The following is a 22,729-nucleotide window of genomic DNA, read 5'->3' on the forward strand; positions in this document are numbered from 1 at the left end:
CCTCGCTGGTAGTTGCGGTATCCCGCGAGCAGAAGGTCCTGCCTGTGCTGTTCCATCGTGCTCATTGATCTCTGCCAGAAGCCGGGCCTGAGCGCCGCCGGGCCGGGCTGCGTAGCCTTCGTCAAAAGAAGAGGGAAAGGAGTTCTGCATGACGCCGAAGCAGCCCAAGACCGAGCTCGACGCCCGCTACAGCTCCGCGCTCAACCCGCGCCCGGGCGCGGAGAACGTCACCGCCACCGACTGGGCCGACGCCCAGCGCCAGCTGCGGGCCGCCGAGGTCTTCTGGATCACCACGGTCCGGCCGGACGGCCGGCTGCACGTCACGCCGCTGATCGCCGCCTGGCACGACGGGGCGCTGCACTTCAGCACCGGGCCGGGCGAGCAGAAGGCGAAGAACCTGGCCGCCAATGCCCACTGCGCACTCACCACAGGGCACAACTCACTCTCCGAAGGCCTCGACATCGTGATCGAGGGCACGGCGGAGCGGGTGACGGACCGGGCGCGGCAGGACGAGGTCGTCGCCGCGTTCGAGGCGCAGTACGGGGAGCACATCACCTCGCCGGAGGGGACCTTCTACGGCTTCGGCGACAGCATCCGCAAGGGCAACGACTTGCTGTTTGCGGTGGCACCCGGCACGGCGTATGGCTTCGGGCACGACGGCCAGGTGTTCAGCCACACCCGCTACACCTTCTAGCGGGCCTGCGCATAAGGAAGCCCCGGCCGCCAGGGGGAAAGCGTGCCGGGGGCTATCTGTGAGGGGCGGGCCACAAGCCCCGCCCGGGGTTACGCCGCGGACTCGTCGTGGGGCGTCGGGCGGCCAATCGGTGGAAGCCACAAGCGGCAGAAGTTCGAAAGCCACAGCCGGCGCCCCTGGGTGGGCCAACCATACGAAGGGCTCGCCCGGTCCCGGGGAAGAACGCAGGGAAGTTTTGACGACGGTCCTGTTCGTCTCATCGAAGCTCGATCACCGCCAGGGGTCTCTTGTGGATCGGGCCGCGTACCCTCGGCTCCGTGCCCCGCAATCCGAAGAAGCCCCGCCGGCTGGTCGCCGACGGGCGCGCCTACCTGTGCACACTCCGCCACAGCCACCGCGTGCTGGACAGCGGCCGGTCCGCGGACTGCCGCCAGACCCTCACGCTGTACCCGCAGCCGACTGGCACCGGCGGCCCGCTGCGCATCGTCTTCGCCGAGGGCCCGGGCCGGTACGTCCCGGGCGGATACGCCCTGGGCTCCGGGGACGTGGGGTACATCCGGGGCGGCTCCCTGAACCTGCACGAACCGGGCGCCGTCCGGGCCCTGCTCGACGCGGCGTCGGCCCGCGGGTGGCAGCCGGGGGGAGCGGCGGCGGTGGAGGTCGACGGCTGGCCCCTACTGGAGGCGGCGGCCGCCGCGCGAGCCGCAGACGCCGGCCCTGGAGACCCGTAGAGGGTGACTCCTCTTCGTCTGACTTCATTTTGCTGGTCAAACTCCGTTGAGACGGGACATCGGCCGGAGTGGTCCCCGGCCCTCGCACCCGGCGGATACCGTGGTGAGACCCGCCAGTTGAGCATGGTTGCGACTTCGGACATGTCCATGAGTACGGCTCGACCGTGCGCCGCGCCTGTGGCGAGATGTACCACTGCCGAGCGTCACCTGCGGCAACAACAATGGTCACGAGGAACTGCGGGTTCGCTAACCGGGGATCTGCAGCAATATTCGCGCGCCGCCTGGACCAGTCCATTCCGCGCTGGCATGGGGCGCTGCCTCCCAGGGGCTGAGGAGTGCAGGAGGGCGCCCGCTCCGGACTGCCTGGGACAGGTGTTCCATCCAGCCGTCGGCGAGCCCCTGCGGGGCTGGCTGGATTACACGCCCCAGGTGCCGCAGTGACGGTGATCACGGTGAGCCTCCGAGGAGCGTTGCGTAGGCTTGCGACGTCGTCGCGGTAGGGGAGTGGATGGGGCGGCGCAGCCCTCCCGATCCGACATGGCGACGCGTCAGGAAAGTCGGCAAGTGGTCAGCATGTGTCCTGAAAAATCTGGGGATTGCTGCCCGGACATGCGACTCGTTGTAAGGTAAGGAAACCGCACTTGACCTGCATAAACGCAGGCAGGGAGCCTACATCCGGGAGTACCTCGATGATGCGTACCATGTTCAAGTCCAAGATCCATCGCGCGACCGTCACCCAGGCCGACCTGCACTACGTCGGCTCCGTCACCGTCGACCGCGACCTCATGGACGCCGCAGACCTCCTGCCCGGCGAGCTCGTGCACATCGTCGACATCACCAACGGCGCCCGCCTGGAGACCTACGTCATCGAGGGCGAGCGCGGCAGCGGAGTCATCGGCATCAACGGGGCGGCCGCCCACCTCGTCCACCCCGGCGACCTCGTGATCCTCATCAGCTACGCCCAGGTCGACGACGCCGAGGCGCGCGCCCTCGTGCCCAGCGTCGTCCACGTCGACGCCGCCAACCGGATCGTGGCCCTCGGGGCCGACGCGTCCGCCCCCGTGCCGGGCACCGACACCGCGCGCAGCCCCCACGCCGTTGTCTGACCCCCTCGTACCACCGCCGGCGGGGACCGCCCGTCGGCGGCCCCGTCCGACGCATCGAGGAGAGAACCCCGCCGTGGGAGAGATCGAGATCCGCGACAACCGGTCCGCAGGGCTGCTGGAAGCGCACCTGGACGGGAAGGTGGCCGGCCGCATCGCGTACTTCGTGCTGGCCGGGGACACCGCCGCACTCGTCGCCGTGCACACCGTGGTCGAGCCGGGACACGAGGGCCAGGGCATCGGGGGCGCCCTCGTGCGCGAGTTCTACGCGACGGCGGCGCGCGAGAACGTCCCCGTCGTACCGCTGTGCCCGTACGCCGCGAAGTGGGCGCTGAAGCACCCCGACGAGGCGCCGGCCGCGCCCGCCGATCTCGTCCGGGAGGCCGAGGAGCAGGTCAAGGCACACCCGGAACTGTGACGGCGAAGGCACGGTGAGCCCCGGGACCGGCGGTCCCACCGCCGGTCCCGGGGCATGCCGGGACCTTGTGCGGCAGCGGGCCCGGCCCCACGGGGGGACACTGTGAGACAGAAGCACTGATGTCGGCCCGGGGGGATGCCTCAACTGCACAGGGCCTGCGCGTGACCGCGGCGCCGTGAGCCGTGATCCGATCCCTGCACGCGGGGGGTTCCCGGAGAAGTCATGGCCATTCACCGAATCGGACACGAGATCAGCGTCCTCGGCGACCACCTGCCGGTACCCGGCATCGGCTACCTCACGGTCAACGCCTTCGTGCTCCACGCGGCCGAACCCGTGGTCGTCGACACGGGACTCGGCCTGCCCGACCGCACCTTTCTCGACATGGTCGGCAGCGTCGTCGACCCCGAGGACGTGCGCTGGATCTGGCTCACGCACCCCGACCGCGACCATACGGGCGGCCTGTTCGCGCTGCTGGCCGCGGCGCCGCGGGCGCGCCTCGTGACCACGTACCTGGCGGTCGGCATCATGTCGACCGAGCGGCCCCTGCCCCTGGACCGGGTCTTCCTGCTCAACCCGGGACAGTCCCTCGACGTCGGCGACCGGGTCCTGCACGCCTTCCGGCCGCCGCTGTTCGACAACCCCGCCACGGTCGGCTTCTACGACGACAAGTCGGCCGCCTGCTTCAGCTCCGACTGCTTCGGCGCTCCCATCGCCAGCGCCGACCTCGCCGGGGGAGCCACCGCGGGCGACATCAAGGACGACGAGCTGCGGGCGGGGCAACTGCTGTGGGCCACCGTCGACAGCCCCTGGATCCACTGCGTCGACCCCGAGAAGTACGCGGCAAGTGTGCGGCCGCTGCGCGAGATGGCGCCCGAGGCCGTCCTGAGCACCCACCTGCCTCCCGCGCTCGGCCTCGCCCCGCAGATGATCGACAACATCTCCGCGGCGCCCGAAGCCGATCCGTTCGTCGGCCCCGACCAGCAGGCGCTGGAGCAACTGCTCGCCGGCTTCGAACCAGGAGGCGCCCCTCGATGAGCCCGGTGCCGGCCTCCCCGTGCGAGGCGGTACCCCTACCATTCCGGCATGCTGGCACTGCTGCACACCTCCCCGGTCCACGTCCCGGTCTTCGACGCCCTGCGCGACACGCACCACCCCGCCCTGCCGCTCCGCCACCTCGTCGACGAGGACCTGCTCGCGCGGGCCCGGCGCGACGGTCCGTACGCGGTCGAGGCCGCCGTCGCCGACGTCATCGCCGGTGCCGCCGCGGACGGCGCCCATGCCGTGCTGTGCACGTGCTCGACCATCGGCGGCGTGGCCGAGGCGTCCGCCGCCCGGTCCGGCGTCCCCGTGCTGCGGGTCGACAGGCCCATGTGCGCCGCCGCGGCCCGCGAGGAGCGGGTCGTGATCGTGGCCACCGTCGCCAGCACGGTGGAACCGACGGCGGCCCTCGTCCGCGAGGAGGCCCGCGGCCGTGAGCCACGGCTGCGGACGCTGGTCGTCGAGGACGCCTGGGAGCGCTTCGAGGCGGGAGACCGGGACGGCTACCTCGACGCTGTCGCGGCCGCCGTCGACCGGGTGCGCGACGCGGACGTCGTCGTGCTGGCCCAGGCGTCGATGGCGGACGCGGCGGCCCGGACGCGGACGGCGCTGCCGGTGCTCTCCAGCCCGGAGCCCGGCCTGCGGGCCGCGGCCGAGGCCGCGTTGTCCGCCGGCCCGGCACCGGCGCGCTCGGCGTCCGACGGCACCCCCGCGTCCGGTCCGCGGCCTCCGGTCTCGCCGCATCCGGTGGCCTGACGACTGGACCCGGCGAGGGTGGGAACGCGCACCGGTAGAGACTGGGAACGCACGACTTCGCACTCTGGAGGTCCGGCATGACCCACCCCCACCCCGACCCCGCACCTCCCGTCCCCACACCGGATCCCGGCGTGCCCCCCGACCCGGGGCCGCTGCCGGGGCCGGTGCCGACGCCGACGCCCCAGCCGGGCCCCGCACCGGATCCGATCCCCACGCCGCCGGGCCCTGCTCCGGAGCCCGTACCGCCTCCCGAACCCCAGCCGGGCCCTGCCTGACCCGGCCCCCCGGACCGGCCGCCGGCGCGGCCGGTCCGGTCCGGCCCGGGGCACGGAAGGCCGCCCGCCGGGAGGAGCGGCCTCAGTCCGACCGCACCTCGGAGCGGTCACCGCCCCACAACGTGTGGAACGAGCCCTCCCGGTCGGTCCGCCGGTAGGTGTGCGCACCGAAGAAGTCGCGCTGGCCCTGCGTCAGCGCCGCGGGCAGCCGCTGCGCGCGCAGCGCGTCGTAGTAGGCCAGCGCCGCCGCGAACCCCGGCGTCGGCACGCCCTGACGCGCCGCCGTCGCGACCACCTCGCGCCAGTCGTCCTGCGCCGCCCCGATCTCCTCCGCGAACTGCTTGTCCGACAGCAGGCTCGGCAGCTCCGGCTGGGCGTCGTACGCCGCGCGGATACGGTCCAGGAACGCCGCGCGGATGATGCACCCGGCCCGCCAGATCGCCGCGACCGCCCCCGCGTCGACGTCCCAGCCGTACGCCTCGCTGCCGGCCCGCACCTGGTGGAAGCCCTGCGTGTACGACACGATCTTGGACGCGTACAGCGCCTGCTCGACCCGGTCGGCGAACCGGGCCGCCTCATCCGCGCCCAGCGGCTCCGGCACAGGGCCGGGCAGCGCCCGCGACGCCTCGCGCAGCCCGGCGTGCCCCGACAGCGAACGGGCGAACACCGCCTCCGCGATCCCCGACACCGGCACGCCCAGGTCGAGCGCGATCTGCACGGTCCAGCGGCCCGTGCCCTTCTGCTCCGCCTGATCGGTGACCACGTCCACGAACGGCTCGCCCGTCGCCGCGTCCGTGTGCGCCAGCACCTCGGCGGTGATCTCGATCAGGTACGAGTCCAGCCGACCCTTGTTCCAGTCGCGGAACGTCCGGGCGATCTGCTCCGGTGAGTATCCGGCGACCGCGCGCAGCAGGTGGTACGCCTCGGCGATCAGCTGCATGTCGGCGTACTCGATGCCGTTGTGGACCATCTTGACGAAGTGGCCCGCGCCGTCGGGACCGACGTGGGTGACGCACGGCGTCCCGTCCGGGGCCTTCGCGGCGATCCGCTCCAGGAGCGGGCCCAGCGAGGCGTACGACTCGTCCGAACCGCCCGGCATGATGCTGGGCCCGTTCAGCGCGCCCTCCTCCCCGCCGGAGATGCCGACGCCCACGAAATGGATGCCGCGCTCCCGCAGCTCCTTCTCGCGCCGGCGGGTGTCGGCGAAGTGGGCGTTGCCGCCGTCGATGATGACGTCGCCCTCCTCCAGCAGCGGCGCGAACTCCTCGATCACCGCGTCCGTGGCCTCGCCCGCCTTCACCATCACGACCAGCCGGCGGGGCCGCTCCAGCGCCGCGACGAACTCCTCGGCCGACTCGGCCGCGACGAACGTGCCCTCGTCACCGAACTCCCCGACCAGCGCGCGCGTCCGTGCCGCGGTGCGGTTGTGCACGGCCACGGTGAGCCCGTTGCGCGCGAAATTGCGGGCGAGGTTGCGGCCCATCACCGCGAGTCCCGTGACACCGATCTGGGCTGTACCACTCATGCGTGTGCTCCTGGAGTCCGTCGGAAGATCCGTCCGTGCCGTCACTGCCCGCTGTTCCGGATACGCATACGTGCGGGCGGCCCCGGCCATTCACCGATCCTCGACGCACGGGCGGCGTTCCGCACTCTGCCCGGCCCCCTCGTGCCGCACTCGGGCACCGTTCGGACTCCGTCACGTGCGAAGCGGGCGCCGATGGGGCCCGTCGCGCCCGCGCACAGGCGGCCGACCAGCGACGACGCGCTCGGCGAAACGGGCAGGAACGGGCATACGCCGGCGGGCCATTCTCGACACCGCCCGACGGGACGGGTCGGTCGAGGTCAACGCGCTGGCCGCCCGGCTCGAGGTGGCCAAGGAGACCATCCGCCGCGACCTCCACACCCTGGAGGAGCACGAACTCGTCCGGCGCACGCACGGCGGCGCGTACCCGGTCGAGAGCGCCGACTTCGAGACGACGCTGGCGATGCGCACGACGCGCCGGGTACCGCAGAAGTCGAGGATCGCGGCGGCCGCCGCCGACCTCCTCGGTGACGCGGAGACGGTCTTCGTCGACGAGGGCTTCACCCCGCAGCTCGTCGCCGAACACCTTCCGAGGGACCGGCCGCTGACCGTGGTCACCGCCTCGCTGGCCGTGGCATCCGTCCTCGCGGACGCCGAGAAGACCGCCGTCCTGCTGCTCGGCGGCCGGCTGCGCGGCCAGACCATGGCCACGGTCGACCACTGGGCCACCCGGATGCTCGCCGGCTTCGTCATCGACCTGGCGTACGTCGGGGCCAACGGCATCTCCCGCGCGTACGGACTGACCACGCCCGACCCGGCCGTCGCCGAAGTCAAGGCGCAGGCCATGCGCAGCGCGCAACGGCGAGTCTTCGCCGGCGTGCACAGCAAGTTCGGGGCGGTGAGCTTCTGCCGCTTCGCCGACGTCGGCGACTTCGAGACCGTCGTCACCGACACGGGCCTGTCCTCGGCCGAGGCCCAGCGCTACTCCCTCATGGGGCCGCAGGTCGTCCGCGTCTGAGCCGCGCCGTCGAAGCCCCGCCACAAGAGCCATATCAGCCGCACCCGGGCCGCCGGGCGGGTTCGGCGTACCCGGAAACGCCCGTGGACACCCGAGCCGCGACGAACGATCAGGAGAACACATGCCCCACGCGACCGGTTGCCGCTGGAACGGTACGCGCAGGCCATGGAGCAGTTCCGGGCGGGCCGCGGCCGCAAGATCGTGGTGGAGCCGTAAACCGTGCCCGGCGGTGCGACTTCGGCCGGGACCGGGGCAGCTTTCCGGACACTCTCGGGCTGAAACCTTGTCACCCTCCGTATTCCGCCCCTACGTTGGCCGCCTGCGGCATGACCTGCATGCGTGACCTACATGTAGTGGGGGAGCACACCATGGCCGGAACCGGTCGGCACCGTCGATATCAGCCGAGTCGTATCAACCGCGCTTCGCTCACCGTCACCGCCGGCGGCGCCGGCATGGCGCTGCCCCTCATCGGCGCGGGATCGGCCCACGCGGCGTCCGTCGACGCCTGGGAGAAGGTCGCGGCCTGCGAGTCCACGAACAACTGGAAGGTCAACACCGGCAACGGCCACTACGGCGGGCTCCAGTTCAGCCAGGCCACCTGGGAGGCGTACGGCGGCACGCGGTACGCCGCGCGTGCCGACCTCGCCACCAAGGACCAGCAGATCGCCGTCGCCGAGAAGGTCCTCGAAGGGCAGGGCCCGCGCGCGTGGCCCACCTGTTCGGAGCGCGCTGGGCTCACTCGGGGCGCGGACGCACCGGGCATCACTCCGGCGGGACCCGCCGAGCCGGAGCGGCTGCGCGGATCCGAACGCGCCGCGTCGCCCACGACCGTGCCGACGCAGCGCGAGGGCTACACGGTCGCCCGCGGGGACTCGCTGTCCCGCATCGCGCAGCAGGAGCGGGTCAGGGGCGGCTGGCAGCGGCTGTACGCGCAGAACCGCGCCGTGGTCGGTGACGACCCCGATCTGATCTTCCCCGGCCAGCGGCTCGTCCTGCGAGCACCGGCCGCACCGGCTGCTCCGGCCGCACCGGCCGAGAAGCGCCCCGGCAACGCCGAGAAGCGCCCCGGCAACAAGGAACGCGCCGCCGGCGGAGAGCGCACCGACGCCCCGCGGTCCGGCAGCCCGGAACGCACAGCACCCGAGCGGCGCGGGGAACCCGCGGCGAAGCCCGAACAGCGGTCCCAGAAGCGGTCCGCCGAACCGCGCAAGCCCCAGCGGCAGGCGCCGAAACCGCGGACCGAGCCCAAGCCGCGTACCCCGGCCGAGGCCGCGCCCGACCGGCACGCCGGCTTCAGCGCCCCCGTGGCCGCCGGCCCGTCGACCGCGTACCGCAAGGCGGGCTCCTCCTGGTCGAGCGGGTACCACACGGGCGTGGACTTCCCCGTGCCCACCGGGACCTCCGTGAAGGCCGTCGCGCCGGGCACCGTCGTGTCGGCCGGCTGGGCCGGCGCGTACGGCTACGAGATCGTCATACGCCATCGCGACGGCAGGTACAGCCAGTACGCGCATCTGTCGGCGCTCACCGTGCGCGCCGGCCAGCAGGTGACGTCCGGCCAGCGGATCGCCCGCTCAGGATCCACCGGCAACAGCACGGGACCGCATCTGCACTTCGAGATCCGCACCGGACCCGGATACGGCTCCGACATCGACCCCCTCGCCTACCTCAGGGCCGGCGGCGTGTCGATCTGAGCCGGCGCGCTGGGCGGCGACTCGATCGCCCCGCAACGGCACGTGCCTGTCCGGTCGTCCACGGGGAGCGTGCCGGTGCGGGGGGTGGGCACCGTTGCCCAGCCGCTCGATCGTCAGCAGGATCAGCCCGCCCGCGGCCACCACACCGCAGCCGAGCGCCAGCACCGTGCCCGCGACGCCGTAGCGGAAGTCCTCGCCGAACAGCGTGATCCCCACCGCCGCGGCCACCACGGGGTTGACCACCGTGACCGTGGCGAGCGGCGCCGCGAGCCCGGCTCCGCGGTACGACGCCTGGGACAGCAGCAGCCCGCCGACCGCGAACACGGCCACGACGAGCAGGCTCGGCCACTGGGTCAGCGGCGCGGCCCAGTCCCAGTCGACGGCGACGGTCTTGGTGAACACGGAGGCGATGCCGAAGGCGACGCCCGCCGCACAGGCCAGCAGCACGCTGCGGACGATCGGCCGGTGCACCCCCTGGGCGCCCAGGAAGAGCACGGCCACGGTGCCGACCGTCACCGCCGCGAGCACCGCGCGTTCCGCCCCGCTCAGGGACTGGGAGGCGGAGCCCCCGGTGAGCGCGAGGAGCCCCGCGAGCCCGACGGTCGCCATGATCGCGCCGCGCCACGCGGTCGCGCCCGCCCCGCGTCGTACGAACACCGCTGCCATCGGCAGCGCGAACACGATCGTCAGCGCGCCGAGCGGCTGCACGACACTGAGCGGCCCGTACGCCAGCGCCACGACGTGGAGCACTGCGCCCACGCCGTTGAGCACGACGGCCACCCACCAGCCGGCGTGGTTCAGCGGCGCGTAGGTGCGGGACGGCGTGGTGGTCGCCACGTGCTCCTGGAGGATCGCCCCGGCCGCGTAGGCGACCGCGGAGACCAGGGACAGGAGCACGGACAGCGCGAGGGAGCTCATGGTGACCACCCTGTCCCCCTTCTGCTTCCACGTCGTCGTTCTTGAGCAGGCACTTGTCCGTACTGCCGCGGTAGTACGGGAAGACGTCCCGGATCCCCCTTCCGGCGGGGGCGCGGGCGGGCCGGGGGGACCACCGGCCCGCCCGCCGCACGGGTTCATCCCCAGTATCCGTTTTGCACCCTTGCCGCGCGCGGCACGGCCGGCGACGGCCGTGTCTTCGGGACACCGGTGTCGTCCGCCGCCGGACTCCGCGACATCCTTACGGTGATCCGGTGCGCCGTCACCGGATTTTCGGCGGGCCGGAACGGGTGGGAGAGTCGGAACGGGTGGGAGAGCGGGGGAGCGGCATGGATCCGACGCTGTTGGCCGAGACGGCGTCCGTCGGCGGGTTCTTCGCGCTGCGCGCGGGTGAGCCGGAGCCCGGGCACCGTCCACTCGCCGACGTGTACGCGGGCCGGAGTCCCTTGCTCACCGTGCGCGTCGACACGGTCGTCGCCGGGCTGCGCGCGCCCGAGCGCCGCGTCGCCGCCTCGGTCGCCCACCTCGGGCTCGCCGCCCGCCTGTGGTCGATGGCCCTCGGTTGCGCGGTGCTCCACGGCCGCGTGCCCGACCTCGACCCGGCCCTGCTGCACTGGGATCCGGCCAGGAGCGCGCCCGACGACCTGGTGCTGCGGGAGGTCCGCGGGCTCCCCGCGGACGCGGCCACCGTCCGCGAGACCGTGCAGCTGCGGCACCTCGTCCCCCTCGCCGAGGCAGTGCGGCGCGACACCCGTGTCTCGTCGCGGCTGCTGTGGGGCAACGCGGGCTCCGCCCTCGCGGGAGCGGTACGGGAGCTGATGACGTGGTCGCGGCGCACCGGGCGGCCCGAGGCAGCCGAGCGGGCGGCCTCGCTCGCGGGCGAGCTGTTCGCCGGCCCCGGACTGGCCGGGACGGTGCACGGTCCCGCGCAGCGGCGCCGTACCTGCTGCCTGTACTACCGCTGTCCGTCGGGCGGGCTGTGCGGCGACTGCGTGTTCGACCGTCCGCCGGGGCGCCGGCAGAGCCGAGGCCGGGCATGACGTGACGCTCGTCATTTGGCCGGCACCCCTTCACTCAGTAAAATCGCGCTTTTGAAACTCCGGCATTCGAGTGATCGAGGAACAACACAGGCCATGACCGTCACAGAGGACAGCCCGGTAGACGGACCGGGCATCGACCCCGAGCGTCTGGCCGTCTGCCTGAGCGTGCTCGAAGAGCTCGACAAGCTGGAGATCGACCACCCGGACGCCATCGCCGTGCGCCGCGCCACCGCCGGCATCTACCGGGCGGTCAAGCAGCGCCGCCGCCAGGAGCGCCGGGCCGCGAAGACCGCGCACGACAGGGCCGTCACCGAGGCCACCGCCACCGGCTCCGCCGAGCGCATCGACGACGAGACCCAGGGGCTGCTGCCGTCCTCGTCCGTCATGGGCGAGATCGCGGGCATACTCCAGCGACCCCGTTCCTGCTACATCTGCAAGACCCGCTACGTCGAGGTCGACGCCTTCTACCACCAGCTGTGCCAGAAGTGCGCGGCCGACAACCGCGCCCGCCGGGACGCCCGCGCCGACCTGACCGGCAAGCGCGCCCTGCTCACCGGCGGCCGGGCCAAGATCGGCATGTACATCGCGCTGCGGCTGCTGCGTGACGGCGCCCACACCACCATCACCACGCGCTTCCCCAACGACGCCATCCGCCGCTTCAAGGCCATGCCGGACAGCGACGAGTGGATCCACCGCCTCAAGATCGTCGGCATCGACCTGCGCGACCCCGCGCAGGTCGTGGCCCTGGCCGACTCCGTCGCCGCCGAGGGCCCGCTCGACATCCTGATCAACAACGCGGCCCAGACCGTGCGCCGCTCGCCCCAGGCGTACAGCGAGCTCGTCGCCGCCGAGTCGGCTCCGCTGCCGGCGGGCGAGCTGCCGCCCGCGCAGGTCATCGGCACGTTCGGCAGCGGCGCGGTGGACGCGGTCGCCGCCTTGCCCTCGTCCCGCGGCGAGGGCCTGAGCGCCCAGGACGTCACCGACCTCGCGCTGGTCAGCGGCTCCGCGTCCCTGGAGCGCATCGTGGCCGGCACCGCCATCGACGCCGGCGGCCTGGTCCCGGACCTGCACGACACCAACAGCTGGATCCAGACGGTCTCCGAGGTCGACCCCGTCGAGCTGCTCGAGGTGCAGCTCTGCAACTCCACCGCCCCGTTCATCCTGATCAGCAGGCTCCGCCCGGTGATGGCGGCCGCCGCTGGCCGGCGCAAGTACGTGGTGAACGTCTCCGCCATGGAGGGCGTCTTCAGCCGCGGCTACAAGGGTGCGGGCCACCCGCACACCAACATGGCCAAGGCCGCGCTCAACATGCTCACCCGCACCAGCGCGCAGGAGATGTTCGAGAGCGACGGCATCCTGATGACCGCCGTGGACACCGGCTGGATCACCGACGAGCGCCCCCACCCGGACAAGATGCGTCTGGCGGAGGAGGGCTTCCACGCCCCGCTCGACCTCGTCGACGGAGCCGCCCGCGTGTACGACCCGATCGTCCGCGGCGAGAGCGGCGAGGACCTGTTCGGCTGCTTCCTCAAGGACTACGCCCCCGCAAACTGGTAACAATCGGGCAACTCGCCCATAGCTCCACCCCCTTCGGCCGGTGCACCAGCAGGTGCACCGGCCGTTGTCCATCTGGAGGGGGTTGTTGGCGTGAATTGAGCCGCATTATCGGCCCCATCGAGCGGGGGTCCGCTCATTTGGTTACCCTGGGGTGAACGGACGGCCTCCAAGGGATCCACAAGTCCCCTTCGGTCGTCCTGGGACAGGCTTGCAACCAGGCCGCGGTCCCGCCCGAGTTGACGGCGCCACCGCGACCCAACTGCCCTTGTCCCACATACGCGACACAGAGGAGTGCGCGGTGACACCAGATGCGAAGCATGAGAAGCGGCCGTCGGAGAACGGCACCGAACCGCCCGGCAAGACCGAGGAGATCCGCAACCTCGAGGTCTGGGCCCGTTCCGCCCCCATCCGGCTGGCCGGATACGAGGAAGACCTGGCCGAGCCGCACATCCTTCCCGGCATCGACTGATCGGCGCTTCGCCCCGTGCCCCCTGCCTTCCCGGCAGGGGGCACGGGTGTGTTCACCGTGACTGCCCGCCGTCAGGACCGGGCGCGGCGCACCTGCCGTTTCAGCGCAGCCTCGTCGGCGCCAGGAAGTCCCGTATCGCGGTCCGGTGCCACCACGCCCCCGTGCGCCGCCACTCCTGCCAGGTCGTGAACCGGTAGTGGTACAGCCGCGCGCGCACCTGCACCGGCGGGGCGTCCGGGAAGGGGTTGTGCGCGAGCAGCCGCAGCGTGTCCCGGTCACCGTCCAGCAGGCGCTCCACGAAGGGCAGGAACCAGGAGCGGGCGTAGGCGGGGGAGAGCGCGGCGAACCACATCATCCAGTCGAGCCGCAGGTGATACGGCGCGAACTGGCGCGGCAGCCTGCGGACATCGCCCGGTTTGCCCTTGAAGCCGTACTCGCGCCACACCGTGCCCTCGTGGGCCACGCGCTCGTCCGTGCCCTCCACCACGATCTCGAAGCGGACCCGGCCCACCGTCCCGAACGCCCCGTACGAATTGACCAGATGGAGGGGGTCGTAGGAACGGTTCATCGCCTGGCGCCGCGAGAGCAGGTTGCGCACGGGCCGGTAGCTCAGGGCCAGCAGCCCCGCGGCCACGGTCAGCACCACAACCGCGTACCACAGCGGGGCGTCCGGCAGTTCCGGCCCGTCGGCGATCAGCGAGCCGTCGACGGCGGGCAGGGCCAGTACGATCGTCAGCCAGTTCAGCCAGGCGAAGTTGCCCGAGAGCACCAGCCACAGCTGGGTCACCACGATCAGGCCCGCGGCGACGCTCGCCACCGGTTGGGGAGTGAACAGCAGGACGGGCACCACCAGCTGCACCACATGGTTGGCGCCCGCCTCCACGCGGTGCGCGGGCTTCGGCAGATGGTGGAAGAACCAGCTCAGCGGGCCGGGCATCGGCTGGGTCTCATGGTGGTAGTACAGGCACGTCAGCTCGCGCCAGCACAGGTCGCCGCGGAGTTTGATGAGCCCGGCGCCGAACTCGACCCGGAACAGCACCCAGCGCAGCAGCCAGAGCACGACCACCGGGGGTGCGGTGCGCTCGTTGCCGAGCCAGACCGCGAGGAACCCGGTCTCCAGCAGCAGGGACTCCCAGCCGAAGCCGTACCAGGTCTGGCCGACGTTGACGATGGACAGATACAGCGCCCACAGCACCGCCCACCACGCCATCGCGGCGCCGAGCGGGACGTCGTCGGCCGCGCCGGCGACCAGCGCGGCCGACAGCAGGACGCCGGTCCAGGCGACGAGGGCGAAGAAGCGGTCCGAGTAGTGCAGCCGGAACAGGGTCGGCACCTCGAGGGCGGGCACCCGGCGCAGGAACGCCGGCACCGGCAGCATGCCCCGCTCGCCGATCAGCGCGCGGAATTGCAGCGCCGCCGAGAGGAAGGCGACCAGGTACACGGCGGCAAGAGCCCGCTGGAAAACCAGCCGGCTCAGCCAGTAGGCATCGTCGCCGAACCACTCCATCCCTCCCAGTATCGGACAGCCGCCCCGGTGATCAGCCGGCCGGGCGCCCGGCCGCGGCGGCGATGCCGCGCAGCGTGCGCCCGAGCCACCGGGCGTAGAGCCGCTGGGCCACTGGCACGAGCGGCCCGGCGAGCCGGGTGTACCAGGCGGCGGGCCGGCTGAAGGCGAGGACCGTGAACCACACCGAGCCGTCGTCGTGCAGATCGACCGTGAACGCCTCCTCGCCGCACTCCGGGTGGCCGGTCAGCGTTCCGTACGCGAACCCCGTCCGGTCCTTCTCGTACACGGCCCAGATGACCTCGCACGGCGCGGTCAGCCGCAGCGGTCCGGCGCCCACCGCGATCTGGACGCCGACTCCCGCCTCGGCCCGGTCGGCGGTGGCGCGCACCCGGGCCCCCGACCCGCGGTGCATGCCCCATCCGGTCACAGCGGCCCCGGCCGCCTCGAAGGCCGCGCGACCGCAGCCGATGCGGACCGTGTGGTGCAGATGGTGGTAGCCGTCCGGCAGCGGGCCGTGCCGGGTGGCGCCGGTCTCGGGGTAGGTGAGCGAGCCTCGGGCGTCCGGGCGGTTCATGCGGCAGTCTCCTTCAGTCGTCTCCAGGCGAGCACCGAGCAGAGCCCGAAGCCCAGAGCGTTGCCGAGGCCGTGGGTGGCGGCCATCCAGGTCAGGTTCGGGTGGGGGAGGTCCGCCGCTTCGCCGACGGCCCAGCTCAGTGCGAGCAGCATCGTCGCCACAAGCACGGCCGCCGAGACACCGAGCAGCGCCCGCGTGCCGCGGTCCCGTTCGCCGCCGCGCACGTCGCGCCAGGTCAGCAGTGCCACGGCCCACATGCCGGCGGTCAGTACCAGTGCCCCGGCCAGTTCGGCCCAGTCACCCGTGAAGTAACCGCCGAGGACGAGCAGGGTGCCGGCCGGCACGCTCAGGGCCGCGAACCGGGCGAGCCCGGTTGCGTCGGTGGCTTGGCACACCAGGCCCGCCACCAGTGCCGCCGCGAAGCCCGCGAAGTGGAAGTGGGGCACGGTGAGCGCCAGGATCGGCAGGGAGAAACCGAAGAGCTCGTGACCTGCCCGCTCGGCGACCAGCGCGACGCCCGCGACCGAGGGCGTCACCAGCGCGGTGAGCGCGGCGAACTCCGCCGGGGCGAGGGACCGCGTGCGCAGCAGCCGCCTCGGGGCCTGGGCGGCCAGCACCAGCGTGCCCACGGCGTAGACGGCGGCGAGCGCGACGGCGGCCGCGCCGCGGGGCAACCACAGGGCGACCGCTCCCGCCGACGCGAACAGCGGCCATGTCCGCCGAACGGGCGCGAGCCGGACCGGGTCGATCAGACGCAGCCCCGCGGGCACCACGAAGAGCATTCCCAGCATCACGATCAGGTTGACCAGTGCGGACATCAGGCACCCACCCCAGGCTTGAACATGTTCAATTCCTTGGAGTGGAGCCTAGAGGTTGAACTGAACGTGTTCAAGTCGCGCCCCGTCTGTCTATCCGTCAGAAATTGAGGGACATCTCGAGTTGCGGAAGGCGGGAGATCTTGGTGCGCTCACCGATGCGTCCTTTGTTCGCGGCGGTCGCCGTGCTGTGTGCAGGGCCCCTGGCTGCCGGATGCGGCGGCGAGAGCCGGGCGGCGGAATCGGAGGAGGTGCTCCTCCAGCCGCTCGCGGCCAAGGGCCCCGATCCCTTCACGGCGTCGACCGCCCTCCCCACGCCCGCCTTCGCACCGCCGCTCGTCACCGCGGCACCCAGGAGCCTGTCCGGCGCGGGGACGACCTTGCGCACCTTGTCGGGCTCGACGCCCGGGCTGTACGCCGGCACCCACGCGATCGCGAGCTGCGACGTCGAGGCCCAGGTCCGCCTCCTCGGCGGCGACCAGGACAAGGCCCGCGCCTTCGCCGAGGGCGCCGGGATCGACCGGGCGGACATCCCCCAGTTCCTGCGCGGCCTCACTTCCGTCGTACTGCGCTCCGACACCCGCATCACCGGCCACTCCTTCCGCGACGGCAAGGCGGCCGCCTACCAGGCCGTCCTCCAGACCGGCACCGCGGTGCTCGTCGACCAGTACGGCGCCCCCCGGGTGCGCTGCGCCGGCGGCAACCCGCTGAAGCCGCCGGTCGCCGTCAAGCGCACGGTCGCGACCAAGGGTGACCCGTGGCCGGGCTACCGTGCCGACCGGGCCCTCGTGATCAAGCCGGCCGTCCAGGTGGTCAACAACCTGCTGATTGTCGACACCGCCGACGGCACCTGGATCGAACGGCCCGCCGGCACCGACGGTGAGGAGGACACCCGGCCCGAGGTCCTGCCGCCCGTCGACCCCGACGAGGTGTTCATGGACCTGACGCGTTCCGAATCCGCCGGCTCCGCCGACCAGGGCGCCTCCTCCGGCGCCGTCGGCCCCGCCGGGCCCGACGGCAGGCCCTCGCCCCAGGCTCCGGCGCCCGACGTCCCGGCGCCCGACGCCCCGGCCCCCCAGGGCGCGGTGCCCGCGCCGCAGTCGCCGGCCGAACCGTGGGACCCGGTGGACGAGCCCTTCGCGGACGTGCCTCAGGACCCGCAGGACCAGGTCGAGCCCCTGCCGGCCGACCCGCCGGTCCCGGGCGCGGAGCCGCAGGCGCCGGTCGAGCCGGACCCGGTGCCGCCTTCCGAGGCGCCCGCAGGGGACGACATGGCACCGGCCCAGGACGACGTCGCGCCGGAGCCCTACCAGGGCTGAGGGGACCCTGCCCGATCCGCTCGTGGAATGCGCCGAATGATGGCAGAGTGGCTCCATGGCTGATCGGGCAGCGGGTGCCCTGTCGCTCCCCGACGACTGGCCGGCGCACGCGGACGTGAGCCTGACGCTCAATCGCATGGGCTGCTTCGACTGGGATCTCACCACCGGTCTGATGCACATGGACGAGCCCGGCCTCGACGTGTTCGATCTGCACCCGGACGAGTACGACGGCCACCCGGCGAGCTTGTCCGCCCGGGTGCCGGCGGACGAGGCCGTCCGCCTGGACAGCATGGTGGCGCAGGCCCTCAAGCGCGGGAGCAACCACTACGGCGCGTACTTCCGCATCCGCTGCCGCGACGGGACCCTGCGCTGGACGCACACCCAGGCATGCGTGCGCCGCGACGAGAGCGGTCGTCCGGTCCGCATCATCGGCATCGTGCGGGACGCGACCCAGGAGCTCGCCGACTCCAGCGCACGCGTCGAGGTCGACGAGGAGCGCCGCCGTCAGACCAGCGTCGTCGAGACCACGACGGCCGCGCTCGCCCACGCCCGCACCGTCCAGGACGTCATCGAGCTGCTGAAGGACTCGCACGGCCTCGAACACCTCGGCGCGACCAGCCTGGTGATGGGCCTGCTCGAATCCGGGAGGATCCGCCTCGTCGCCGAGGGGCCGGAGGGCTCCTTCGTCCCGGGCACCCGCTACACCCGCGTCGACGACCAGTACCCGATGAGCGAGGTGGTGCGCACGCTCGCCCCCCGGTTCATCGAGTCCAAGGAGGACTTCGCCGAGTCCTACCCCCGGCTCTGGCACGCGATCGGCGACCTCGACATCTCCGCCGCCGCCTATCTGCCGCTCATCGCCCAGGCCCGGCCCATCGGGGCACTCGGCCTGCTGTACCGCGACAAGACCGGTTTCACGCCGGAGGAGCGCAATCTGCTGGTCGCCCTCGGCAGCAGCATCGCGCAGAGCCTCCAGCGCGCCGTCCTGTACGAGCAGGAGCACGACCTCGCCGAAGGGCTGCAGCAGGCGATGCTGCCCCGCCGTATCCCGGAGGTGCCCGGCGCCCAGATCGCCGTGCGCTACCGCTCCGCCCGCCTCGGCCGGGACATCGGCGGCGACTGGTACGACATCATCGCGCTGCCGGGCGGCCGGGTCGGCGCCGTCATCGGCGACGTACAGGGCCACGACACGCACGCCGCCGCCGTCATGGGCCAGCTGCGCATCGTCCTGCGGGCGTACGCGGCCGAGGGCCACACCCCCGCCACGGTGATGGCCAGGTCGTCGGTCTTCCTCCACGAGCTCGACACCGACCGGTTCGCGACCTGCACCTATGCCGAGGTGGACCTGTCCACCGGGGTGGTGCAGATGGTGCGTGCCGGTCATGTCGATCCGCTGATCAGGAACCAGGACGGCAGCTGCCGCAGGCTGCCGGTGCCGGGCGGGCTGCCGCTCGGGCTCTCCGCCGAGTTCGGCCGGCTCGAATACACGGTCAGCACCGTCGAACTGGACCCCGGACAGACGCTGCTGCTCTACACGGACGGCCTGGTCGAACAGCCCGGCGCCGATCTCGACGACGGGATGCAGCTCCTGGCCGCCCTGGTGCACAGCGGGCCACGCGATCTCCAACTGCTCGCCGACCGGCTGTGCGAGGTCGTCGACGAGCGCGGTGGTGACGACGACGTGGCCCTCCTGCTGCTGCGCCGCAAAGGTGCCTACGCGCCTCAGGTGTTCGGCCGCCTCCAGCAGCACGTCGGACAGAACGACCCGGAGGCGCTGCGCTCGTCCCGGCACATGGTCCGAGCCGCCGTACGGGCCTGGGGTGCGCACGAGCGGGCGGACGAGGTCGAGCTGGCCGCCGACGAGTTGATCACCAACGCGCTGCTGCACACGGACGGCGGGGCCGTCGTCACCGTGCGGGTGCTGTCGGGCATCGAACGGCGGATGAGGGTGGAGGTCGAGGACCGCTCCAGCGCGCTGCCGCGCAGGCGGGACGCGGGGGAGTCGGGAGTGTCGGGACGGGGCCTGATGCTGGTCGACCGGCTGTCCGAGTCGTGGGGCGTGGAGTCGCGCGGCAGCGGCAAGTGCGTGTGGTGCGAGTTCCTCATTCCGGACCGGCCGCGGATCTGATCGCTGGCGACTGTTAACTGTCCGTGAACCGATCATACTTGACCGTAACCGTCCGGAAGATGTTGACTGCGACTCCCGGCCTCCCAGAGACATGAGGACCACGTGAGCTCTGAGCTTCTCGCCCCGCTGGACCTGGCGTTCTGGCATCTGGAATCCGCCGGTCATCCCATGCACCTCGGCGCCCTCGCCCTCTTCGGCGCCCCGCCCGGCGGCGGGGGCGCCGACGGCGTCCTCGGCCTGCTCGCGGACCGCGCCGCCGCCATGCCCCGGCTGAGGATGCGGGTCCGCGACGTCCTGCTCCCCGTCGGCGGAGCCGCCTGGAGCGCCGCCAAGGACTTCGACGTGCGACGCCACGTCCGGGACGTGTGCCTGACCGGCGACGACTTCATCGCCGAAGTCACGTCGACGGCCGGTGAGCTGATGGAGCGTCCGCTCGAACGCGGTCTGCCCCCCTGGGAGATGTACCTCCTGCGCGACCCCCGCGGCGAACGCTTCGCCGTGCTCGTCAAACTCCACCACGCCCTCGCCGACGGCATGCGCGCCGTCGCCATCGGCGCGGGCATCTTCGACGAGATCGCCGATGCCCGCCGTACCGGTACCCGCCGCACGCGCCCCGTGCCCCCGCGCTCCTGGCTCGCAGGGCCCCGCATGCTCGCCGACCTCGCCCAGAGCCGTATCGAGGAACTGGGCCGCGCGGTCGGCGTCGGCGCCTCCGTCGTACGGGCCAGCCGGCTCGACCCGCGCGGGCTGCCCGCCCTGACCGCGGCCCCGAGCGGTACGCGACGGCTCGGCACCGCCGTGCTGCCGCTGGACGACGTGCAGCAGGTGCGCCGCGTCGCGGGCGGCACCGCCAACGACGTGCTGCTCGCCGTCGTCGCCGGCGCGCTCCGGCGCTGGATGCACCAGCGCGGCGAACGGCTGCCCGCCGCGGGCCCCCGCGCCCTGGTGCCGGTCTCGCGCCGCCGCCCCGGCAGCCCCTCCGGCTCGGGCAACAAACTGTCCGCCTACCTGCTCCAGCTGCCCGTCGCCGAGCCGGACCCTCTGGCGCGCCTCGCCTCCGTCCGCGAGGCCATGGACCGCAACAAGGCGGCGGGGCCGGCGCGCGGGGCCGGAGCCGTCGCGCTGCTCGCGGACCAACTGCCGCCGCTGGCCCACCGGTTCGGAGCCCCGATCGCGGGTGGCGCCGCACGGATGCTCTTCGACGTCCTCGTCACCAGCGTGCCGCTGCCCCGATCGGCCCTGTCCCTCGGCGGCTGCCCCCTGCGCGAGATCTACCCGATGGCGCCGCTCGCCCGGGGACAGTCGCTGGCGGTGGCCATGTCGACGTACGGCGGTCAGGTGCACATCGGGCTGGTCGCCGACGGCAAGGCGCTGCCCGACGTCGACCGTCTGGCGCATGCGGCGCGGGAGGAGCTGGACGCGTTGGTGAGCCTCGTCGGCAGCAACAGATCCCGAGCGGGAATGGCCCGGTAGATCGGACTGATAGCCGGGCATGCTGCGGGATTCCCGTGCACAGGTGTTGAATCCGTCGCAGTGGTCCGATGAATATGCGGGTGATCGAAGGCCGCCCGGACCCACGGCGAAGGGGCAGCAACGGGATGCGACGCAGCACGCTCGGACGCAGCACGGTGGAGATCACCCGACTCTCCTTCGGCGCCGCAGCGCTCGGCAACCTCTACGCCCCCGTCGACCCCGAGGCGGCAACCGCCGACCTCAGCTGCCCGCCGCCGCCGAGGCCGCGGCCCGGGTCCCCGGACTCACCTTCGTGCTGGACCACTTCGGCAAGCCGCCCGTCGCCTCCGGCGAACTCGACCCGTGGGCCGGATCGGTACGCGTGCTCGCCGCGCGGCCGAACACGGTCTGCAAGCTGTCCGGCTGGTGACCGAGGCCGACCGGGACGGCTGGACCGTGGACGGCCTGCGGCCGTACGCGGACACCGTGCTCGACGCCTTCGGGCCGGATCGGCTGATGTTCGGATCGGACTGGCCGGTGTGCCGGCTCACCGCCTCCTACGGCGAGGTCGTCGACGCGGCCAGGCAGCTCACGGCCGCCCTCGGCGAGGACGAGCGACGGGCCGTGTTCGGGGCGACGGCCTCCCGCGTCTACGGACTGTGACCCGAGCCCCTGTCCCTCGGGTGTGACACCCGTGCGGGACGGGCCGCACTTGGTGCGGCGGGCCGCCCCGTGCGGCAGGGTGGAGACATGCCCGAACTGCCCGAGGTCGAAGCACTCCGAGAGTTCCTCGACGGCCATCTCGTCGGCCGCCGGGTCGCCCGTGTCATGCCGGTGGCCGTCAGTGTCCTCAAGACGTACGACCCGCCGCTGACCGCGATCGAGGGGGCCGACGTCACCGCCGTCGACCGGTACGGCAAGTGGCTCGACATCACCGCCGGCGGCCTGCATCTCGTCGTCCATCTCGCCCGCGCGGGCTGGCTCCAGTGGAAGGACGAGTTCCCCGCGACGCCGCCCCGGCCGGGCAAGGGGCCGCTCGCCCTGCGCACGGTCCTGACGGACGGCGGCGGCTTCGACCTCACGGAGGCGGGCACCACCAAGCGTCTCGCCGTGCACCTCGTACGCGACCCCGCCGATGTGCCCGGCGTGTCCAGGCTCGGCCCCGACCCGCTCGCCGACTCCTTCGACCGCGCCGCCTTCGCCGCCGTGCTCGCGGGGGAGCGGCGCCAGGTCAAGGGCGCGCTGCGCGACCAGAGCCTGATCGCCGGCATCGGCAACGCCTACAGCGACGAGATCCTGCACGCGGCGAAGATGTCTCCCTTCAAACCGGTCCACAACCTGGACGAGCACGAGACCGACGTGCTCTACGAGGCGCTGCGCACCACGCTCGCCGAAGCCGTCGAACGCTCGCGGGGCCTGGCGGCGGGACGGCTCAAGTCGGAGAAGAAGAGCGGGCTGCGGGTCCACGGGCGCACGGGGGAGCCGTGTCCGGTCTGCGGTGACACCATCCGCGAGGTGTCGTTCAGCGACTCGTCCCTGCAGTACTGCCCCACATGCCAGACGGGCGGGAAGCCGCTCGCCGACCGGAGGCTCTCGCGCCTGCTGAAGTGACGGCGCCTCCCGCTCCCCCTCCCGCCCGGCGTTCCTCCGACAAGCGCCATGCCCGCCCGCCCCCGCGCGGTACGC

The 22,729-nt window shown here is 72.7% G+C and carries 20 protein-coding genes and 1 pseudogene; 16 read left to right on the plus strand and 5 right to left on the minus strand.

Annotated elements, in window-relative coordinates:
* The first annotated feature begins 148 nt into the window (after positions 1 to 148).
* The 6 genes from ACWD0A_RS00450 (at position 149) to ACWD0A_RS00475 (ending at position 4,740) form a co-directional block, all read left to right on the plus strand.
* On the plus strand, positions 149 to 694 hold the full coding sequence (locus ACWD0A_RS00450) for a pyridoxamine 5'-phosphate oxidase family protein (RefSeq protein ID WP_451293159.1): 546 nt from the start codon (positions 149 to 151) through the stop codon (positions 692 to 694).
* Positions 695 to 1,011: 317 nt separating this feature from the next.
* Positions 1,012 to 1,425 (plus strand): hypothetical protein, encoded by a 414-nt coding sequence (locus ACWD0A_RS00455; RefSeq protein WP_451293161.1) that lies wholly within the window; start codon positions 1,012 to 1,014, stop codon positions 1,423 to 1,425.
* A 689-nt stretch (positions 1,426 to 2,114) separates the two neighbouring features.
* Positions 2,115 to 2,531: an aspartate 1-decarboxylase gene (panD, locus tag ACWD0A_RS00460; protein ID WP_451293163.1), complete on the plus strand. Its 417-nt coding sequence runs from the start codon at positions 2,115 to 2,117 to the stop codon at positions 2,529 to 2,531.
* 73 nt (positions 2,532 to 2,604) lie between these two features.
* Positions 2,605 to 2,946, plus strand: a complete 342-nt coding sequence (locus ACWD0A_RS00465; protein WP_177147333.1) for a GNAT family N-acetyltransferase — start codon at positions 2,605 to 2,607, stop codon at positions 2,944 to 2,946.
* Between the two features lie 222 nt (positions 2,947 to 3,168).
* Positions 3,169 to 3,981 (plus strand): MBL fold metallo-hydrolase, encoded by an 813-nt coding sequence (locus ACWD0A_RS00470; RefSeq protein WP_451293166.1) that lies wholly within the window; start codon positions 3,169 to 3,171, stop codon positions 3,979 to 3,981.
* 48 nt (positions 3,982 to 4,029) lie between these two features.
* Positions 4,030 to 4,740 (plus strand): aspartate/glutamate racemase family protein, encoded by a 711-nt coding sequence (locus ACWD0A_RS00475; RefSeq protein WP_451293168.1) that lies wholly within the window; start codon positions 4,030 to 4,032, stop codon positions 4,738 to 4,740.
* Positions 4,741 to 5,097: 357 nt separating this feature from the next.
* On the opposite strand, the gene gndA is transcribed toward ACWD0A_RS00475, so the two are convergent.
* Positions 5,098 to 6,540: an NADP-dependent phosphogluconate dehydrogenase gene (gene gndA / locus ACWD0A_RS00480; RefSeq protein ID WP_451293170.1), complete on the minus strand. Its 1,443-nt coding sequence runs from the start codon at positions 6,538 to 6,540 to the stop codon at positions 5,098 to 5,100.
* Between the two features lie 265 nt (positions 6,541 to 6,805).
* On the opposite strand from gndA, the gene ACWD0A_RS00485 reads away from it, so the two are divergent.
* Positions 6,806 to 7,555: a DeoR/GlpR family DNA-binding transcription regulator gene (locus tag ACWD0A_RS00485; protein ID WP_451293525.1), complete on the plus strand. Its 750-nt coding sequence runs from the start codon at positions 6,806 to 6,808 to the stop codon at positions 7,553 to 7,555.
* Between the two features lie 368 nt (positions 7,556 to 7,923).
* A complete protein-coding gene (locus ACWD0A_RS00490) occupies positions 7,924 to 9,246 on the plus strand; it encodes a peptidoglycan DD-metalloendopeptidase family protein (RefSeq protein ID WP_451293172.1) in 1,323 nt (440 codons plus the stop codon).
* On the opposite strand, the gene ACWD0A_RS00495 is transcribed toward ACWD0A_RS00490, so the two are convergent.
* Positions 9,127 to 10,164 carry a DMT family transporter gene (locus ACWD0A_RS00495; RefSeq protein ID WP_451293174.1) on the minus strand — a complete coding sequence of 346 codons (1,038 nt, stop codon included), beginning with the start codon at positions 10,162 to 10,164 and terminating at the stop codon, positions 9,127 to 9,129. The two genes, ACWD0A_RS00490 and ACWD0A_RS00495, sit on opposite strands and share 120 nt — an antisense overlap.
* A 347-nt stretch (positions 10,165 to 10,511) precedes the next feature.
* On the opposite strand from ACWD0A_RS00495, the gene ACWD0A_RS00500 reads away from it, so the two are divergent.
* The 3 genes from ACWD0A_RS00500 to ACWD0A_RS00510 all read left to right on the plus strand — a co-directional run bounded on the left by ACWD0A_RS00500 (position 10,512) and on the right by ACWD0A_RS00510 (position 13,248).
* Complete coding sequence (locus ACWD0A_RS00500; protein ID WP_451293176.1) at positions 10,512 to 11,222, plus strand: (2Fe-2S)-binding protein; 711 nt, start codon at positions 10,512 to 10,514, stop codon at positions 11,220 to 11,222.
* Between the two features lie 93 nt (positions 11,223 to 11,315).
* A complete protein-coding gene (locus ACWD0A_RS00505; protein WP_451293178.1) occupies positions 11,316 to 12,779 on the plus strand; it encodes an SDR family NAD(P)-dependent oxidoreductase in 1,464 nt (487 codons plus the stop codon).
* A gap of 298 nt (positions 12,780 to 13,077) precedes the next feature.
* Entirely contained in the window at positions 13,078 to 13,248 is a 171-nt protein-coding gene (locus ACWD0A_RS00510) for a hypothetical protein (protein ID WP_451293180.1), read from the plus strand.
* Between the two features lie 100 nt (positions 13,249 to 13,348).
* Here ACWD0A_RS00510 and ACWD0A_RS00515 read toward each other — a convergent pair whose 3' ends face one another.
* From ACWD0A_RS00515 to ACWD0A_RS00525, 3 genes are read right to left on the minus strand one after another with little or no spacing between them, the layout of a single operon-like run.
* Positions 13,349 to 14,755 (minus strand): lipase maturation factor family protein, encoded by a 1,407-nt coding sequence (locus ACWD0A_RS00515; RefSeq protein WP_451293182.1) that lies wholly within the window; start codon positions 14,753 to 14,755, stop codon positions 13,349 to 13,351.
* A gap of 31 nt (positions 14,756 to 14,786) precedes the next feature.
* Complete coding sequence (locus ACWD0A_RS00520; RefSeq protein ID WP_451293184.1) at positions 14,787 to 15,329, minus strand: DUF1990 family protein; 543 nt, start codon at positions 15,327 to 15,329, stop codon at positions 14,787 to 14,789.
* Positions 15,326 to 16,147 carry a YndJ family protein gene (locus ACWD0A_RS00525; RefSeq protein WP_451293186.1) on the minus strand — a complete coding sequence of 274 codons (822 nt, stop codon included), beginning with the start codon at positions 16,145 to 16,147 and terminating at the stop codon, positions 15,326 to 15,328. Before ACWD0A_RS00525 ends, ACWD0A_RS00520 begins: the two co-directional genes overlap by 4 nt.
* 155 nt (positions 16,148 to 16,302) lie before the next feature.
* On the opposite strand from ACWD0A_RS00525, the gene ACWD0A_RS00530 reads away from it, so the two are divergent.
* From ACWD0A_RS00530 to ACWD0A_RS00550, 5 genes and pseudogenes are all read left to right on the plus strand, one after another.
* Positions 16,303 to 17,463, plus strand: a complete 1,161-nt coding sequence (locus tag ACWD0A_RS00530; protein ID WP_451293188.1) for a DUF6777 domain-containing protein — start codon at positions 16,303 to 16,305, stop codon at positions 17,461 to 17,463.
* A gap of 55 nt (positions 17,464 to 17,518) precedes the next feature.
* Complete coding sequence (locus tag ACWD0A_RS00535; protein ID WP_451293190.1) at positions 17,519 to 19,591, plus strand: SpoIIE family protein phosphatase; 2,073 nt, start codon at positions 17,519 to 17,521, stop codon at positions 19,589 to 19,591.
* A gap of 102 nt (positions 19,592 to 19,693) precedes the next feature.
* Complete coding sequence (locus ACWD0A_RS00540) at positions 19,694 to 21,064, plus strand: wax ester/triacylglycerol synthase family O-acyltransferase (protein ID WP_451293192.1); 1,371 nt, start codon at positions 19,694 to 19,696, stop codon at positions 21,062 to 21,064.
* A gap of 241 nt (positions 21,065 to 21,305) precedes the next feature.
* Positions 21,306 to 21,706 (plus strand): annotated as a pseudogene (locus ACWD0A_RS00545) (amidohydrolase family protein); the annotation flags it as partial.
* A gap of 87 nt (positions 21,707 to 21,793) precedes the next feature.
* Complete coding sequence (locus ACWD0A_RS00550; RefSeq protein ID WP_451293194.1) at positions 21,794 to 22,654, plus strand: Fpg/Nei family DNA glycosylase; 861 nt, start codon at positions 21,794 to 21,796, stop codon at positions 22,652 to 22,654.
* Positions 22,655 to 22,729 lie beyond the last annotated feature (75 nt).

Source organism: Streptomyces sp. NPDC002867, from assembly GCF_053591895.1.